This window comes from Shinella sp. BE166, from assembly GCF_051201095.1.
Classification (GTDB): Bacteria; Pseudomonadota; Alphaproteobacteria; order Rhizobiales; family Rhizobiaceae; genus Shinella; species Shinella lacus.
In genome coordinates this window covers 438,608-454,042 of record NZ_JBPEHL010000002.1, presented here as the reverse complement: position 1 = coordinate 454,042, position 15,435 = coordinate 438,608, and the positions used below count along the sequence as shown (strand labels likewise).

Here is a 15,435-nt window from a genome sequence, read left to right as displayed (position 1 = left end):
ACCGACGCCTTATGTCTTAAATTTCATCGGGCAGACCCGCTGCCCGGCCTTGCGCCGCTCAGTCTTCCAGTCGAAGACGAGTCGCCCCCATTTTCTCGCTCCCGTCTAGCGATCGGAATGTGAGGAAAATAGGGCTTACAGCATGCATCCCGGCTTCGCCACCGCACAATGGCGGCTTCTGTCACTTTTCCGGCACAGGCACACTAACACGTTCCCGGCCCGCGCGCCTGCGGCGTCGCGCGAAAAGCTTAACCGCCGTTGGCAACGACGGTCGTGCGGTACTCCTCCACCGCCTTGGCGACGAGGCCCGCGACCTTCTTCTGCCAGGCCGGATCGACGAGCAGCTTTTCGTCGTCCTTGTTCGACATGAAGCCGAGTTCCAGCAGGATCGACGGCACGTCCGGTGCGGTCAGCACGCGGAAGCCGGCATGGCGGTGCGGGTTGTTGATCAGCAGCACCTCGTTCTTGAAGTTGCCGACGATGCTCTGGGCGAGGTTGATGGAAAAGGCCTGCGTCTCGCGCCGCGTCAGGTCGAGCAGGATATCGGCAACCTCGGCCGGCTCGTCGACGAAGGAGATGCCGGCGATCTGGTCGGAAAGGTTTTCGCGCTCGGCGAGGCTCGCTGCGAGGCTGTCGGAGGCCTTGTCGGAGATCGTATAGACCGTCGCGCCGCGGATATCCTTCTGCCGCAGCGTATCGGCATGGATGGAGATCAGCAGGTTCGCCCCCTCGCCGCGGGCAAGCTGCACGCGCTGCGAAAGCGAGAGGAACTCGTCCTTGTCGCGCGTCAGGATCGCGCGGGTGCCCGGCAGCTTGTTCAGCGCCTCGGCAAGTTCGCGGGCGAAGGCGAGCGTGACATGCTTCTCTTCCGTCTTGGTGACGCCGCCGCGCGCACCGTTGTCGATGCCGCCATGGCCGGCGTCGACGGCGATCACGAACGGCCCTTCCGCCTTGCTGCCGGGCAGCATGACGGGCGCCTGTTCGCTGGACGCCGTGGCGGACGCCTCCTGCCAGCTCTGTTTTTCCATGTTCGCCTGGAAGACCTGGTCGGTGACGATCGCCGTGTCGACGACGAGCCGGTAGCTCGCCGCCCCCTGCTCTTCCTGCACCTCGGCCAGCACGACGCCGATCGGCCGCGAGGCGGTCAGCACGATGCGCGAACGGCCGGCGGCCATGGTGCCGTAGCGGATGTCGGAAAAGATGCCGCGCGCTTCCAGTTCCTCCGCCTTAATGCCGAAATCGGTTTCCGGCAGGTCGATCAGCACGCGATAGGGATTGGCGACGTAGTGAACCTTGAACTCCGGCTTGCGGTCGAAATCGATGACGAGGCGGGTGCGCGCATCGTCGCCGGCGATGCGCGCGGCAAAGGCAAGCAGCGGCGCGGCCGAATCGGAAACGGCAAGCGCCGGCGTGACGATCGCGGCACAGAGAAAGACGGCGATCAGGCCGGCAAAAAAGCGGGACGAATGTTCAGTCAGGACGCGTAGCATCACCCGGACAGCCCTCAAACGCGTGGAGACCGCGCGATGCGGTGCAGGACAAGGCCCATAGATGCCCTCTTATGGTTAACGAAAGCTTGGCGCGCCAAGAGACCGGCGGACGAAGGGGCCAAGATCACCGCAAATCCATCAAGATTATGACGCTTTTGGCTTTTCCCTTGCCATTGTGACATATCCGCCATAAAAGCAAAGTCAGGGAAAAAGATCAGACGGGATAGAATCGCCTTGAGCAGGCAGCCACTCCTTCGGGACTTGGCGCCGAACCGGGCCTTCATCCGCCGTCATACCCACTTTTTCCCGGCCGATAAGATCGCGTAAGCCGGCGGTGGCCGGAACAGTCAAGGTGGATTTCCACCAAACGCCCTTACCCAAGGGCAACTTCATCGGACCTTTCAAGGTCTATGGCACTGGCATTCTCGTTGGACGTTGATGTTGTCACAGCGGATTTTCTCAGAGGGTAACAGGCACCGGGACGCTCGCGTACCGACCTACCTCCGTCCGCTAACCCCTCACCGGGGCCCGACGGGAACTTACATATTCGGCGCAGCCCTCTCCTCTCCCGGCACCTCCCTTTCAGGGAACGGTTCGCCGCCAGGATCGCGCATGCGCCGAGGAGCACAATTTACATGGCAGAGAAAATGCTTATCGACGCGTCTCACGCTGAGGAGACGCGCGTCGTTGTCGTACGCGGAAACCGCATAGAAGAATTCGACTTCGAATCCGAACACAAGAAGCAGATCCGCGGCAATATCTACCTTGCCAAGGTCACGCGGGTAGAACCGTCGTTGCAGGCGGCCTTCGTCGATTACGGCGGCAACCGCCACGGCTTCCTGGCCTTCGCCGAAATCCACCCGGATTATTACCAGATCCCGCTTGCTGATCGCCAGGCCCTGCTCAGGGCCGAGGCCGAAGAGCACCGTCGCGACGACGATATCGAGCAGGTCGAGACCGGAACCGACCTTTCCGACGATTCGGAAACGGAAACCACTGAGGCTGAAACCACCGAGACCGAAGCTGTAGTAGAAGCCGCTCCGGTCGAGGTTGTCGCCGAAGCCGAGGTCGTCGAGGCTGTCGCCGCGCTTGAAGAAGCCCCGGCCGAAAAGCCGAAGAAGCCGCGCCGCACCCGCAAGGCCAAGGCGAAGACCGAGGATGCACCGGCAGCCGAAGAGGCCGCAGCGCCCGCGGAAAGCACCGACGACGAGACGCCCGGCGGCGCGATGGCCATGGCCGTCGATGCCGACGAAATCTCCGAGCCCTCCGACCGCAAGCGCGGCCGCCGCCGTCGCGATGACGACGACGATGATGACGACGGTCATCCCGGCGAAGAAAAGGAAGTCATCGAATCCGTCGGCGCCGAAGACGCGATGGAAGAGGTTCCGGACCGCGTGCAGCGCAAGCCGCGCAAGCAGTACCGCATCCAGGAAGTCATCAAGCGCCGCCAGATCCTGCTCGTGCAGGTCGCCAAGGAAGAGCGCGGCAACAAGGGCGCTGCTCTCACCACCTATCTGTCGCTCGCCGGCCGCTACTCGGTTCTCATGCCGAACACGGCGCGCGGCGGCGGCATTTCCCGCAAGATCACCAACCTGCAGGACCGCAAGCGCCTGAAGGAAATCGCCCGCAGCCTGGAAGTCCCGCAGGGCATGGGCGTCATCCTGCGCACTGCCGGTGCCAACCGCACCAAGGTCGAGGTCAAGCGCGACTTCGAATACCTGATGCGCCTGTGGGAGAACGTCCGCACCCTAACGCTCGCCTCCACGGCCCCCTGCCTCGTCTACGAGGAAGGCTCGCTCATCAAGCGCTCGATCCGCGACCTTTACAACAAGGACATCAGCGAGATCGTCGTTGCCGGCGAGGAAGGCTACAAGGAAGCCAAGGGCTTCATGAAGATGCTGATGCCGAGCCACGCGAAGGTCGTCCAGCCGTACCGCGACGTGCATCCGATTTTTTCGCGCTCGGGCATTGAGGCCCAGCTTGACCGTATGTTGCAGCCGCAGGTGACGCTGAAGTCCGGCGGCTACATCATCATCAACCAGACCGAGGCGCTCGTCTCGATCGACGTCAACTCCGGCCGCTCGACGCGCGAGCACTCCATCGAGGAGACCGCGCTCCAGACAAACTTGGAAGCCGCCGAGGAAGTGGCGCGCCAGCTGCGACTGCGCGACCTTGCCGGCCTCGTCGTCATCGACTTCATCGACATGGAGGAGAAGCGCAACAACCGCTCCGTCGAGAAGCGCCTCAAGGACCACCTCAAGAACGACCGCGCGCGCATCCAGGTCGGCCGCATCTCGCATTTCGGCCTGCTCGAAATGTCGCGCCAGCGCATCCGCGCGTCCGTTCTCGAATCGACCATGCAGACCTGCCCGCACTGCAACGGCACGGGCCATATCCGCTCGCAGTCGTCGGTGGCGCTGCACGTCCTGCGCGGCATCGAGGAATATCTCCTCAAGAACACCACGCACAATATCTCGGTGCGCACGACGCCGGACATCGCGCTCTACCTGCTCAACCACAAGCGCGGCACGATCATCGATTATGAAAACCGCTTCGGCGTGCAGATCATCATCGAGGCGGATGCCCATGTCGGCGCGCAGCATTTTGCGATCGACCGCGGCGAAGCAGTCGAAAACCCGGTCAAGATCGAGCAGATCCTGCATTTCGAACCCGAGCCGGAAGACGACGACGTCGTGATCGAGGAGGAGATCGACGAGGAAGACGAGGAAGAAGCACGCCCGGCCGCGGCCGCGCAGGCTTCTGCCCCGGCAGCGTCCTCCGCCGCCGCTTCCGATGACGGCCGCAAGCGCAAGCGCCGCCGCCGCCGTCGCGGTCGCCGTGAAAATGGCGAAGGCACCGACACCGCCTCCTTCGGCGGCGAACAGGCCGGCGACGAAGACGTTCTCGACGACGAGGATGCCGAAGGCGAGGAAGGTGTGGATGCCGCCGATGCGGACGCCCAGGCCGGCGAAACCTCCGAGCAGCGCCGCAAGCGCCGCCGTCGCGGCAAGCGCGGTGGCCGCCGCAACCGCCCCGAGGATGGTTCGGTCGAAGCCGGTGCCGAAGATGGCGAATCCGAAGACGCCGATGGCGATGCGGACGAAGCCGATGAAGTGACGAGCGTCGAGGTGGACGTGGCCGAAGTGGCTGTCGTCGCCGAGGAAGCGCAGGTCGAGGCTGTCGCCGAAGAGGCGCCCGTCAAGCCGAAGCGTGCCCGCCGCAGCCGTGCCAAGGCAACCGAGGAAGCCGTCACGGACGAGGCTGCCCGCACGGCAATCGAGGCGCAGCCCGAAGCCGCACCGGCCAAGGCAGCCGAAGAGGACGTCGCTCCGGTCGAACCGGAAGTCGAGGTGGCCTCGGCCGATCTCGAAGAGCCGGCAAAGCCCGTGCGCGCCAACCGCGACCTCTCGAAGATCGCCTCCGAGCCCGTGGTCAAGTCTTCGACGGCCAAGGAAACCACGCCGGACGACGATCCGGACAAGCCCAAGAAGGGCGGCTGGTGGCAGCGCCGCGGCTTCTTCTAAGAAGCGCCCTACCTCAAGAAATCCGAAGGCCCGGCATCGTCCGGGCCTTTTTCTTGCCCGTTGGAATCGGGTGGTTCCCTGCCTGCCTATCTGCGACACCCGCGGCCGTCAGAAACCAGCAAGGGAGAAACCCATGACCCGCCTTACCGACAAGGTCGCCATCATCACCGGCGCAAGCTCCGGCATTGGCCGGGCAGCCGCGCTGCTTTTCGCCGAACAGGGCGCCCGACTCGTGCTGTCGGCCCGCGGAAACGAACGGCTGGAGGAGGTCGCCAAAGAAATCCGTTCCGGCGGCGGCGCGGCCGTCACCGTTGCCGGCGACGTCAGCGAAGAAACCCATCACCGGGCGCTGGTCGATGCGGCGCAGCGTGAATTCGGCGGCCTCGACATCGCCTTCAACAATGCCGGCACCACCGGACCGGTCGGGGCGCTGCCCGATCTCGCCCTGGCCGACTGGCAAGACGTGCTCGGCGTCAACCTGACCAGCGGCTTCCTGGCCGCCAAATACCAACTGCCGGCCATGGAAGCGCGCGGCGGCGGCGCGATCGTCTTCACCTCGACCTTCGTCGGCTACACGGCGGGCTTTCCGGGGCTTGCGGCCTATGCGGCGTCGAAGTCGGGCCTGATCGGCCTCGTTCAGGTGCTCGCCTCCGAATATGGCCCGAAGGGGATTCGCGTGAATGCGCTGCTGCCGGGCGCCACGGATACGCCGATGGGGCGCGAGGTGGCGAATACGCCGGAAGCACGTCAGTTCATTGCGGGGTTGAACGCCTTCAAGCGCATCGCCGCGCCGGAGGAAATCGCGCAGGCCGCGCTCTTCCTGTGCTCGGACGCCTCCAGCTTCACCACCGGCACGGCCATGCTCGTCGATGGCGGCGTGTCCATCAACCGGGTCTGAGAAAGCGATTCACCTGGCTGCGAGATTGAGTCCGCTCCTGGCCGCAAGACCCTGAAACGGAATCGTTTTCCGAAATCAGGCCAACCAACGCGCGAGGCGGTCGACCGCCTCGTTCATCTCCTCGAAGGAGCCGGCATAGGAGAAGCGCATCGTGTGCTGGCCGTCCTTCGGGTCGAAGTCGATGCCGGGCGTCGCCGCGACATCGGTTTCGGCCAGCATGCGGCGGGCAAACGCCATGCTGTCATTGGTGAAGCGGCTGACATCGACATAGGCATAGAAGGCGCCGTCCATCGGCGAGGCGATGGAGAAGCCGAGTTCCGGCAGGCGCTTGACCAGGAAATCGCGGTTCACCCGATAGGCATCGCGATAGACGTTGAGCTCCGCCTCGGCGCCAAGTGCGGCCTCCGCCGCGATCTGCGAGAGTTCCGGCGCGGAAATGTAGAGGCTCTGGGCGATGCGCTCGACCGGGCGCACCAGCGCTTCCGGCAGCACCATCCAGCCGATGCGCCAGCCGGTCATGCAATAATATTTCGAGAACGAGTTGATGATCACCGCCTCGTCGCCGAATTCCAGCGCCGTCGCCTCTTCGCCGACGAAGGTGAGGCCGTGATAGATCTCGTCCGAGATGAAGGCGATGCCGTTGTCGCGGCAATAGGCGGAGAGCGCCGCCAGATTGGCGCGGCCGGTCACCGTACCGGTCGGGTTCGCCGGGCTTGCCAGCAACACGCCATCGATACGGCCATGGGCTTGCAGGGCTTCGGGCGTCAGCGTGAAGCCATTGTCCGCATCGACCTCGATCTCCACCGTCTCGATGCCGAGCGCCGCCAGGATGTTGCGGTAGGCCGGATAGCCCGGACGCGCGATGGCGACGCGGTCGCCGGCATCGAAGAGCGCCAGGAAGGCCAGGTTGAAGCCGGCCGAGGAGCCGGTGGTGATGGCGATTCGGCCCGGATCGACGGAAACGCCATGATGGCTCCTGTAAAAATCCGAAATGGCGCGGCGCAGTGACAGCAGGCCCAGCGCATCCGTATAGCCGATGCGCCCCACATCGAGCGCCCGGCGGGCCGCTTCACGCGCCGCTTCCGGCGCCGGATGCGCTGGCTGGCCGACCGCCATGGAGATCACCGGGCGTCCGGCGGCGCGCCGCTTCGTCGCCTCTGCGAGCACGTCCATGGCGTGGAAGGGTTCGACGGCGCCGCGCGACGAGAGTTTCATGAGCCTGCCTTCCAATTCTGAGATCGTGCCTGTGTGCCGCAACACGCCCATATTCACAATCCCGCGAGGGCCGAAAATCCGCCGCTTTTGCCCTATCGTTTGCGCTTTGCCGGCCATAAGATCGTTGAAAGCACCCACGTCCGCATTGACGCGCGGGTGCCGCCAATGGCACTCATCGGCGCATCACGACGAGGACAGCACAGACATGACATTCAAGACGAAGCTCGCGGCCACCGTCGCTCTCGCACTCGCGGTCGCAGCCCCCCTTCCCGCGCTCGCCCTCGACGATGCGCAGAAAAAGGAGATCGGCGAATTCATCAAGGAATACCTCGTCGAGAACCCGGAAATCCTGGTGGAAGTGCAGGAAGCCCTGCAGAAGAAGCAGGAGGCCCAGCAGCAGGCGAAGGCGCAAGGCGCGATCACCGACAACGAGAAGGCGATCTTCTCCTCGCCCTATGACATTGCGCTCGGCAACCCGCAGGGCGACGTCACGATCGTCGAGTTCTTCGACTACAACTGTGGCTACTGCAAGCGCGCCCTCTCCGATATGGACGCGATCCTGAAGGAGGACAAGAACGTCCGCTTCGTGCTGAAGGAACTGCCGATCCTCGGCCCCGATTCGCTGGCCGCCCACAAAGTGAGTGCTGCCGTGCGCGATCTTTCGCCGGAAAAGTACGGCGAATTCCACCGCACGCTGCTTGGCGGCGAAGGCCGGGCGACGGAGGAAAGCGCCATCGCGCTTGCCGCCGGCATGGGCCTTTCCGAGGCGGACATCCGCAAGACCATGGCCGAAAAGCCGCATGACGACGCGGTGCGCGAGGCCTATTCGCTGGCAAACGACCTCGGCATCACCGGCACGCCGTCCTATGTTCTCGGCAACGAGATGGTGTTCGGCGCGGTCGGCGCGGACGACCTGCGGGCAAAAATCGCCAATGTACGCGCCTGCGGCAAGGCGAGTTGCTGACGGACGCCATCTTCTTGCCACGCTCACCGTATTCAGCCTGTGCTGCTTGTGGACATCGCCTCTTTCGACCGGCAAAGCCCCTGCCCTTGGGGCTTTCCCTGCGGGAACCGCCGGTCTATAGGTAATCCTCTATCCAGCATGCGGAATTGCGAATGGCTTCACCCCTTTTTGTGCTCAACGGCCCCAACCTGAACGCACTCGGCAAGCGCGAGCCCGGTATCTATGGCGGGCACACGCTCGCCGATATCGAAGCGCTCTGCACGGCCGAGGGCGAGAAGCTGGGCTTTGCCGTGGACTTCCGCCAGTCCAATCACGAAGGTGACCTGGTCGACTGGATCCATGAAGCCGGCGACACGGCCGTCGGTATCGCCATCAATGCCGGTGCCTATACCCACACCTCGATCGCGCTGCATGACGCCATCCGCGCCATCAAGATCCCGGTGGTCGAGCTGCACCTTTCCAATGTGCATGCCCGCGAAGAATTCCGCCACAAATCGATGATCGCGCCCGCTGTGAAGGGCGTCATCTGCGGTTTCGGGGCGCACAGCTACATCCTCGCGCTACACGCGCTTTCGTCCATCACGAAATAAGAAAAAACAGAGGCTCACTTCCATGGCTGACAAGAAACACGGCATCGATCAGGGTCTGATCCGCGATCTCGCCAACATCCTCAACGAGACGGACCTGACCGAGATCGAAGTGGAGCAGGACGACCTGCGCATCCGCGTCTCGCGTGCCGGAACCCCGCAATATGTCCAGGCGCCGATCGCAGCTCCGGCCGCCTATGCTGCCCCTGCCGCAGCGGCAGCCGCCCCGGTCGTCGTCGACGCGCGCAACAACAAGAACGCCGTCACGGCCCCGATGGTCGGCACGGCGTATCTCTCGCCTGCCCCGGGCTCGCGCCCGTTCATCGAGGTCGGCGCGACGGTCAAGGAAGGCCAGACCATCCTCATCATCGAAGCCATGAAGACGATGAACCAGATCCCGGCGCCGCGCTCGGGCAAGGTCACCGAAATCCTCGTGCAGGATTCGAGCCCGGTCGAGTACGGCGAACCGCTCATCGTCATCGAATAAGGTGGCTCAGATGATCTCCAAAGTCCTCATTGCCAACCGCGGCGAGATCGCGCTCCGGGTCCTTCGGGCCTGCAAGGAGCTGGGCATCGCCACGGTTGCCGTGCATTCGACGGCGGATGCCGACGCCATGCATGTCCGCCTTGCCGACGAGAGCGTGTGCATCGGCCCGCCGCCCTCGCGCGAAAGCTACCTGAACATCCACCAGATCGTCGCCGCCTGCGAGATCACCGGCGCCGACGCCGTGCATCCGGGCTACGGCTTCCTGTCGGAAAACGCCAAGTTCGCGGAAATTCTTGACGCGCACGGCATCACCTTCATTGGCCCGACGGCGGAACATATCCGCATCATGGGCGACAAGATCACCGCCAAGAAGACGGCGGAAGCGCTCGGCATCCCGGTCGTTCCGGGCTCCGAAGGCGAAGTGAAGCCGGAGAACGCGCTGGAAATCGCCCGCCAGATCGGCTTCCCCGTGCTCATCAAGGCAACCGCCGGCGGCGGTGGCCGCGGCATGAAGGTCGCTAAGAACGAGGACGATCTCGAGGAAGCTGTCTCGACGGCCCGTTCCGAGGCGCTCGCCGCCTTCGGCAACGATGCCGTCTACATGGAAAAGTACCTCGGCAAGCCGCGCCATATCGAAATCCAGGTCGTCGGCGATGGCATGGGCAATGCGGTGCATCTGGGGGAGCGCGACTGCTCCCTGCAGCGCCGCCACCAGAAGGTCTGGGAAGAGGCGAACTCCCCGGCCCTCAACGTCGAGCAGCGCATGAAGATCGGCCAGATCTGCGCCGACGCCATGATGAAGCTGAAATATCGCGGCGCCGGCACGGTCGAGTTCCTCTACGAGAACGGCGAGTTCTATTTCATCGAAATGAACACCCGCCTTCAGGTGGAGCACCCGATCACCGAAGCGATCACCGGCATCGACCTCGTGCACGAGCAGATCCGCGTCGCTTCCGGCGCCGGCCTCTCGGTGCGCCAGGAAGACATCGTCTTCTCCGGCCACGCCATCGAGTGCCGCATCAATGCGGAAGACCCGCGCACCTTCGTGCCCTCGCCGGGCACGATCACGCATTTCCATGCGCCGGGCGGCCTTGGCGTGCGCGTCGATTCGGGCGCCTATCAGGGCTACAAAATCCCGCCCTACTACGACAGCCTGATCGGCAAGCTCATCGTGCACGGCCGCACCCGCGTCGAATGCATGATGCGCCTGCGCCGCGTTCTGGACGAGTTCGTCATCGACGGCATAAAGACCACGTTGCCGCTGTTCCAGGACCTGATCGGCAACCAGGACATCGCCAACGGCGATTACGACATCCATTGGCTGGAAAATTATCTGGCCGATAAGACCGACGCCTGAGGGGCGTCGGTTATGGCAGGGCGTCGCGGACGGCACCCGGAAATCACGCCGGAACTGCTTTTGCGCGCCTATTCCATCGGGCTCTTCCCGATGGCCGATTCGGCGGACGACCCGGAGCTCTTCTGGGTCGAGCCGGACATGCGGGGCGTCATCCCGCTGGATGACTTCCACGTCTCGCGCAGCCTTGCGAAAACCATCCGCAAAAACCCGTTCGACATCCGCTTCGACACCGCCTTCGACGCGGTGATGGCCGCCTGCGCCGAAGCAGCACCGGATCGGCCCTCCACCTGGATCAACGCAAAGATCCGCTCGCTCTACGGAACGCTGCACCGCATGGGTCACGCCCATTCGGTGGAAGCATGGGAGGGCGATCGGCTCATCGGCGGGCTCTACGGCGTCTCGCTGGGCGCGGCCTTCTTCGGCGAGAGCATGTTCTCCCGGCGCACCGACGCCTCGAAAATCTGCCTCGTGCATCTCGTGGAGCGGCTGAAGGCCCGCGGCTTCCGCCTGCTCGACACGCAGTTCACCACCGAGCACCTGAAGTCCTTCGGCGCGATCGACGTGCCGAAGATCGAATACGAGGACATGCTGGCGAACGCGCTGGCATCACCGCATCTGCCGTTCTGAGACGATGAGTTGTGCCGTGGGGCATGGATCCTCGGGTCAAGCCCGAGGATGACGGAAGAAGAGAAGCAGGACAAACATAGAAACGGTGCCGCATGCCGCACCGTTTGACGGAGGTCGGCCACACTCCCTCCCCTCCGTCATCCTCGGGCTTGACCCGAGGATCCACGCGGCAAACGCAAGCATTCACAAAAGGGAGAGGCCCTATTCGGTCTTCGTCTCGGCGTCTTCCGGCGGCGGCACGTCGGACTTGGCCTTGCACTCGATGAGCCAGACGTCATAGACGGGGTGTTCGACGGCGTTGAGGCCGGGGCTGTCGGCGAACATCCAGCCGGTGAAGATGCGGCGGATTTTTCGATCGAGCGTGATTTCGTCGACCTCGACGAAGGTGGTGACCTTCTGCGCCTCGGTGTCGTCGCGGCTATAGCAGACCTTCGGCGTCACCTGGAGCGCGCCGAACTGCACCGTCTCGCCGATGTAGACGTCGAAATTGGTGATGCGGCCGGTTATCTTGTCGATGCCGGAGAAGACGGCGACCGGGTTTTCCACCCGCGCGGCCTGGGACAGGACGGGTGTCGCGACGACGCCGACGGCCGCAAGCGCGACCGAAACGAACCGCCGTCCGGCGTTTGCCCGAAAAAACCCGAATGTCATGAATGCCGTCTCCTGCGATCTGCACCGGTTTTCGCCGGCCGCTTGGAGCTACCGGCGAATTGTGGCCAAATCGGTATCAGTTGCCCGGCGTCCAGGCGTCGTAGTCGCCCGTCACGCGCGGACGCTCGCCGGCAACGGCGATCGAGCCCGGCGGGCGATAGGCCTGCGCGCTGCCGGTGCCGTTCGGGCGGTGCGGCTTTTCCCATTCGCGCGCCTTGTAGGTCTCGTCGGCGGGGGAAACATCCGTGCGGTGGTGCATCCAGCCGTGCCAGCCCGGCGGGATGGCGGAGGCTTCGGCATAACCTTTGTAGATCACCCAGCGGCGCGTGCGGCCTTCGGAATCCTTGGCCGTGCCCTGGTAGTAGACATTGCCCAATTCGTCTTCGCCGACCTTGGTGCCGAAGCGCCAGGTGTGAAAACGGGTGCCGATCGTCTGACCGTTCCACCAGGTAAAAATCTGCGTGAGGAGGTTCATGGGCTGGCGTCCTTGGCAGGGCCATGCCGAAAGCGCGGCCCGCGACTGAATATTCTTCCGCTTATGGCGCGCGGGCGCCGGAATGTCCAGCGATTCCCACGCCTTCGCACACGCCTTTTCGCCGCACTCAGGCGCCGAGCGGCTTCTCGTAGACATGCAGCGGCACGCCGGAAACGTCGTCCGCCGTGTGCTTGGCTTCACCGACCTTGACGAAGCCGTGCGCCGTATAGAAGGCGACCGCCGCATCGTTGCGCGGATCGACCTCCAGCAGCATGGCATTGGCATCGGGAAAGCAGGTTTCCAGCTCGGCGAACATGTCGCGGCCGATACCCTGCCGCTGGTAGCGTGGCAGCACATAGAGCTGGTGCAGCAGCACGGTCTTCGGCCGTTCCTTCCACATGGCCGCAAAGCCCATGCCGGCAAGTTCCTTGCCGTTGTCGGCCACGACGAATTCCGCGTCCTTGCGCTCCAGCCGGCTTTTGAGCGCCGGCACGGCATGCCAGCGCGCGGTGATCTGGCTCACCTTGTCGGCACCGTAGAGCGCGTCATAGGTCGCATGCCAGGTCTCGGCCAGCAGCGCGCTGACCTTGACCAGATCGCCCTCGGACGCCGTACGGACGAAGAACATCGAAGAACCCTTTTGTTTTGAAGTAATTCCGAACGGAAAACCGCTTTACACTTTTCCTGGAATTACTTCAGTCCTCCAGGCCGAGCTTGGCCTTGACGAGGGCCTGTACGGCCTGCGGGTTGGCCTTGCCGCCCGTCGCCTTCATCACCTGGCCGACGAACCAGCCGGCAAGCGTCGGCTTGGCCAGAACCTTGGCGACCTGGTCCGGGTTGGCGGCAATGATCTCGTCGACGGCCTTCTCGATGGCGCCGGTGTCCGTCACCTGCTTCATGCCGCGCGTCTCGACGATGTCGGCCGGGTTGCCGCCTTCGGTCCAGACGATTTCGAAGAGATCCTTGGCGATCTTGCCAGAGATGGTGCCGTCCTTGATGAGGTCGATGATGCCGCCGAGCTGATCGGGCGAAACCGGAGTCTCTTCAATGGCTTTGCCGTCCTTGTTCAAGGCGCCCAAGAGGTCGTTGATCACCCAGTTGGCGGCAATCTTGCCGTCGCGGCCAGCGGCCACGGCCTCGTAATAATCGGCGATGGCCTTTTCGGAGACGAGCACCGAGGCGTCGTAGACCGAGAGGCCCAGATCCTTGACGAAGCGGATCTTCTTGTCGTCCGGCAGTTCCGGCAGGTCGGCCAAAAGCTTGCCGACGAATTCGTTGTCGAATTCCAGCGGCAGCAGGTCCGGATCGGGGAAATAGCGGTAATCATGCGCGTCTTCCTTCGAGCGCATCGAGCGCGTCTCGCCCTTGCCCGGATCGAACAGACGGGTTTCCTGATCGATCGAGCCGCCATCCTCCAGAATGCCGATCTGGCGGCGCGCTTCGTATTCGATCGCCTGGCCGATGAAGCGGATGGAGTTGACGTTCTTGATTTCGCAGCGCGTGCCAAAACCTTCGCCCGGACGACGCACCGAGACGTTGACGTCGGCGCGCATGGAACCTTCGTCCATGTTGCCGTCGCAGGTGCCGAGGTAGCGCACGATGGAGCGCAGCTTCGTCATATAGGCCTTGGCCTCGTCCGACGAGCGCATATCCGGCTTGGAGACGATCTCCATCAGCGCCACGCCGGAACGGTTGAGGTCGACATAGGACATGGTCGGATGTTGGTCGTGCATCGACTTGCCGGCGTCCTGCTCCAGATGCAGGCGCTCGATACCGATCTCGATGTCTTCAAAGTTGCCCTGGCGGTCGGGGCCGAGCGAGATGACGATCTTGCCCTCGCCGACAATCGGGTCCTTGAACTGCGAGATCTGGTAGCCCTGCGGCAGGTCCGGATAGAAGTAGTTCTTGCGGTCGAAGATCGAGCGATGGTTGATCTGCGCCTTGAGGCCGAGGCCGGTGCGCACGGCCTGGCGCACGCATTCCTCGTTGATGACGGGCAGCATGCCGGGCATGGCGGCATCGACGAGCGAAACGTTGGCATTCGGCGCCTTGCCGAACTCGGTGGAGGCACCGGAAAACAGCTTGGAATTGGAGAGAACCTGCGCGTGCACCTCCATGCCGATGATGACTTCCCAATCGCCGGTGGCGCCGGGAATGAAGCGTTTCGGATCGGGGGTGCGGACGTCGACGAGGGTCATGGCAGGCTCTTGGCTCGGGTGTCTTCGGTTGCTGTCTCGGTAGAACATATGGGCAGGCCGCGCAAGGTTTTCAGCGGGTGCGGCCCGCCGTCGTTAGCCAAGCCGCAAGGATGATCGGCTAAAGACAGGCGATGAGCACGGCAACAACGCTTCTGATGATTTTCCTCCTCGTGAACGTCGTGACGTTCTGCGTCTTCTGGTGGGACAAGGAGGCCGCGCGGGATGGCCATTGGCGCGTTTCCGAAGCGCGGCTGCTGCAATTCGCGTTCATCGGCGGCAGCCACGGCGCCTTTGCAGCGCAACGGTTGTTGCGGCACAAGACGCGCAAGGAGCCGTTTCGCACGCAGTTGATGGCGATCCTGCTCCTGCACGCGGCACTGATCCCGGTGGCATTGGTCTTCGGCCCCTCCCTGTACCAGATGCTGCGCGCCGGCTGAGATCACCCTCTCGTCGGCAAGGTTGACAGGCTGCACGTTCGTAACTATTATTGTTACATGAAAAGAAACAGCCGCCTTTCCGCCGTGCTTCACGCACTCATGCACATGGCCGAGCGCGACGCGCCGATGACCTCGGACGATCTCGCGCTCTGCCTCGATACCAACGCCGTCGTCGTGCGGCGCACGATGGCCGGGCTTCGCGATGCCGGCATCGTGCAATCCGGCCGCGGTCATGGCGGCGGCTGGCACTTTGCCAAGCCGCTCGCCGAGATATCCCTGCTCGACATCTACAATGCGCTCGGCGAGCCGATCGTCTTCCAGATCGGCCCCGCGACGGAAATGCCGGGCTGCGTGGTCGAGCAATCCGTCAACCGGGTGATCGGCGATGCGCTGAAGGATGCGGAAGCAATCCTGATGGCGCGCTTTGCCGGCACGACGCTTGCCGATCTCGCCGCCGACTTTCGGGTGGCGGTAAAACACTGCCGGGCCGATACGGGCTGACGGCAGCCAACTCCAAAGACCCGC

The 15,435-nt window shown here is 63.8% G+C and carries 15 protein-coding genes; 9 read left to right on the top strand and 6 right to left on the bottom strand.

The window, feature by feature from the left end:
* Positions 1-248: 248 nt before the first annotated feature.
* On the bottom strand, positions 249-1,490 hold the full coding sequence (locus J2Y63_RS06170) for an N-acetylmuramoyl-L-alanine amidase (RefSeq protein ID WP_256119062.1): 1,242 nt from the start codon (positions 1,488-1,490) through the stop codon (positions 249-251).
* Positions 1,491-2,125: 635 nt separating this feature from the next.
* Here J2Y63_RS06170 and J2Y63_RS06165 point away from each other — a divergent pair.
* Entirely contained in the window at positions 2,126-5,014 is a 2,889-nt protein-coding gene (locus J2Y63_RS06165; protein ID WP_435265358.1) for an Rne/Rng family ribonuclease, read from the top strand.
* Between the two features lie 133 nt (positions 5,015-5,147).
* Positions 5,148-5,912, top strand: a complete 765-nt coding sequence (locus J2Y63_RS06160; protein ID WP_435265357.1) for an SDR family oxidoreductase — start codon at positions 5,148-5,150, stop codon at positions 5,910-5,912.
* A 75-nt stretch (positions 5,913-5,987) separates the two neighbouring features.
* On the opposite strand, the gene J2Y63_RS06155 is transcribed toward J2Y63_RS06160, so the two are convergent.
* A complete protein-coding gene (locus J2Y63_RS06155; RefSeq protein WP_435265356.1) occupies positions 5,988-7,127 on the bottom strand; it encodes a pyridoxal phosphate-dependent aminotransferase in 1,140 nt (379 codons plus the stop codon).
* Positions 7,128-7,332: 205 nt separating this feature from the next.
* Here J2Y63_RS06155 and J2Y63_RS06150 point away from each other — a divergent pair, with 205 nt between their 5' ends.
* The 5 genes from J2Y63_RS06150 (at position 7,333) to aat (ending at position 11,149) form a co-directional block, all read left to right on the top strand.
* Positions 7,333-8,091, top strand: a complete 759-nt coding sequence (locus J2Y63_RS06150) for a DsbA family protein (RefSeq protein WP_435265355.1) — start codon at positions 7,333-7,335, stop codon at positions 8,089-8,091.
* A 152-nt stretch (positions 8,092-8,243) separates the two neighbouring features.
* On the top strand, positions 8,244-8,681 hold the full coding sequence (aroQ, locus tag J2Y63_RS06145; RefSeq protein WP_256119057.1) for a type II 3-dehydroquinate dehydratase: 438 nt from the start codon (positions 8,244-8,246) through the stop codon (positions 8,679-8,681).
* A 22-nt stretch (positions 8,682-8,703) separates the two neighbouring features.
* Complete coding sequence (gene accB / locus J2Y63_RS06140) at positions 8,704-9,165, top strand: acetyl-CoA carboxylase biotin carboxyl carrier protein (RefSeq protein ID WP_256119056.1); 462 nt, start codon at positions 8,704-8,706, stop codon at positions 9,163-9,165.
* Between the two features lie 10 nt (positions 9,166-9,175).
* Positions 9,176-10,522 carry an acetyl-CoA carboxylase biotin carboxylase subunit gene (accC, locus tag J2Y63_RS06135; RefSeq protein WP_256119055.1) on the top strand — a complete coding sequence of 449 codons (1,347 nt, stop codon included), beginning with the start codon at positions 9,176-9,178 and terminating at the stop codon, positions 10,520-10,522.
* A 12-nt stretch (positions 10,523-10,534) separates the two neighbouring features.
* Positions 10,535-11,149, top strand: coding sequence for a leucyl/phenylalanyl-tRNA--protein transferase (gene aat, locus J2Y63_RS06130; RefSeq protein WP_435265354.1), 615 nt, complete (start codon positions 10,535-10,537; stop codon positions 11,147-11,149).
* A gap of 201 nt (positions 11,150-11,350) precedes the next feature.
* On the opposite strand, the gene J2Y63_RS06125 is transcribed toward aat, so the two are convergent.
* The 4 genes from J2Y63_RS06125 to gatB all read right to left on the bottom strand — a co-directional run bounded on the left by J2Y63_RS06125 (position 11,351) and on the right by gatB (position 14,473).
* A complete protein-coding gene (locus J2Y63_RS06125) occupies positions 11,351-11,800 on the bottom strand; it encodes a DUF2155 domain-containing protein (protein ID WP_435265353.1) in 450 nt (149 codons plus the stop codon).
* Between the two features lie 76 nt (positions 11,801-11,876).
* Positions 11,877-12,275, bottom strand: a complete 399-nt coding sequence (locus J2Y63_RS06120; RefSeq protein WP_256119051.1) for an NADH:ubiquinone oxidoreductase subunit NDUFA12 — start codon at positions 12,273-12,275, stop codon at positions 11,877-11,879.
* Positions 12,276-12,402: 127 nt separating this feature from the next.
* The gene (locus J2Y63_RS06115) at positions 12,403-12,903 is read right to left on the bottom strand and encodes a GNAT family N-acetyltransferase (protein ID WP_435265352.1); all 501 of its coding nucleotides are present in this window, start codon (positions 12,901-12,903) and stop codon (positions 12,403-12,405) included.
* A 67-nt stretch (positions 12,904-12,970) separates the two neighbouring features.
* Positions 12,971-14,473 (bottom strand): Asp-tRNA(Asn)/Glu-tRNA(Gln) amidotransferase subunit GatB, encoded by a 1,503-nt coding sequence (gene gatB / locus J2Y63_RS06110; protein WP_327510254.1) that lies wholly within the window; start codon positions 14,471-14,473, stop codon positions 12,971-12,973.
* Positions 14,474-14,604: 131 nt separating this feature from the next.
* Between gatB and J2Y63_RS06105 the strand changes: the two genes are divergently transcribed.
* Both J2Y63_RS06105 and J2Y63_RS06100 read left to right on the top strand, forming a co-directional pair.
* Positions 14,605-14,910, top strand: a complete 306-nt coding sequence (locus J2Y63_RS06105; RefSeq protein ID WP_435265351.1) for a DUF1294 domain-containing protein — start codon at positions 14,605-14,607, stop codon at positions 14,908-14,910.
* 57 nt (positions 14,911-14,967) lie between these two features.
* Entirely contained in the window at positions 14,968-15,411 is a 444-nt protein-coding gene (locus J2Y63_RS06100) for an RrF2 family transcriptional regulator (protein WP_435265350.1), read from the top strand.
* Positions 15,412-15,435: the final 24 nt, after the last annotated feature.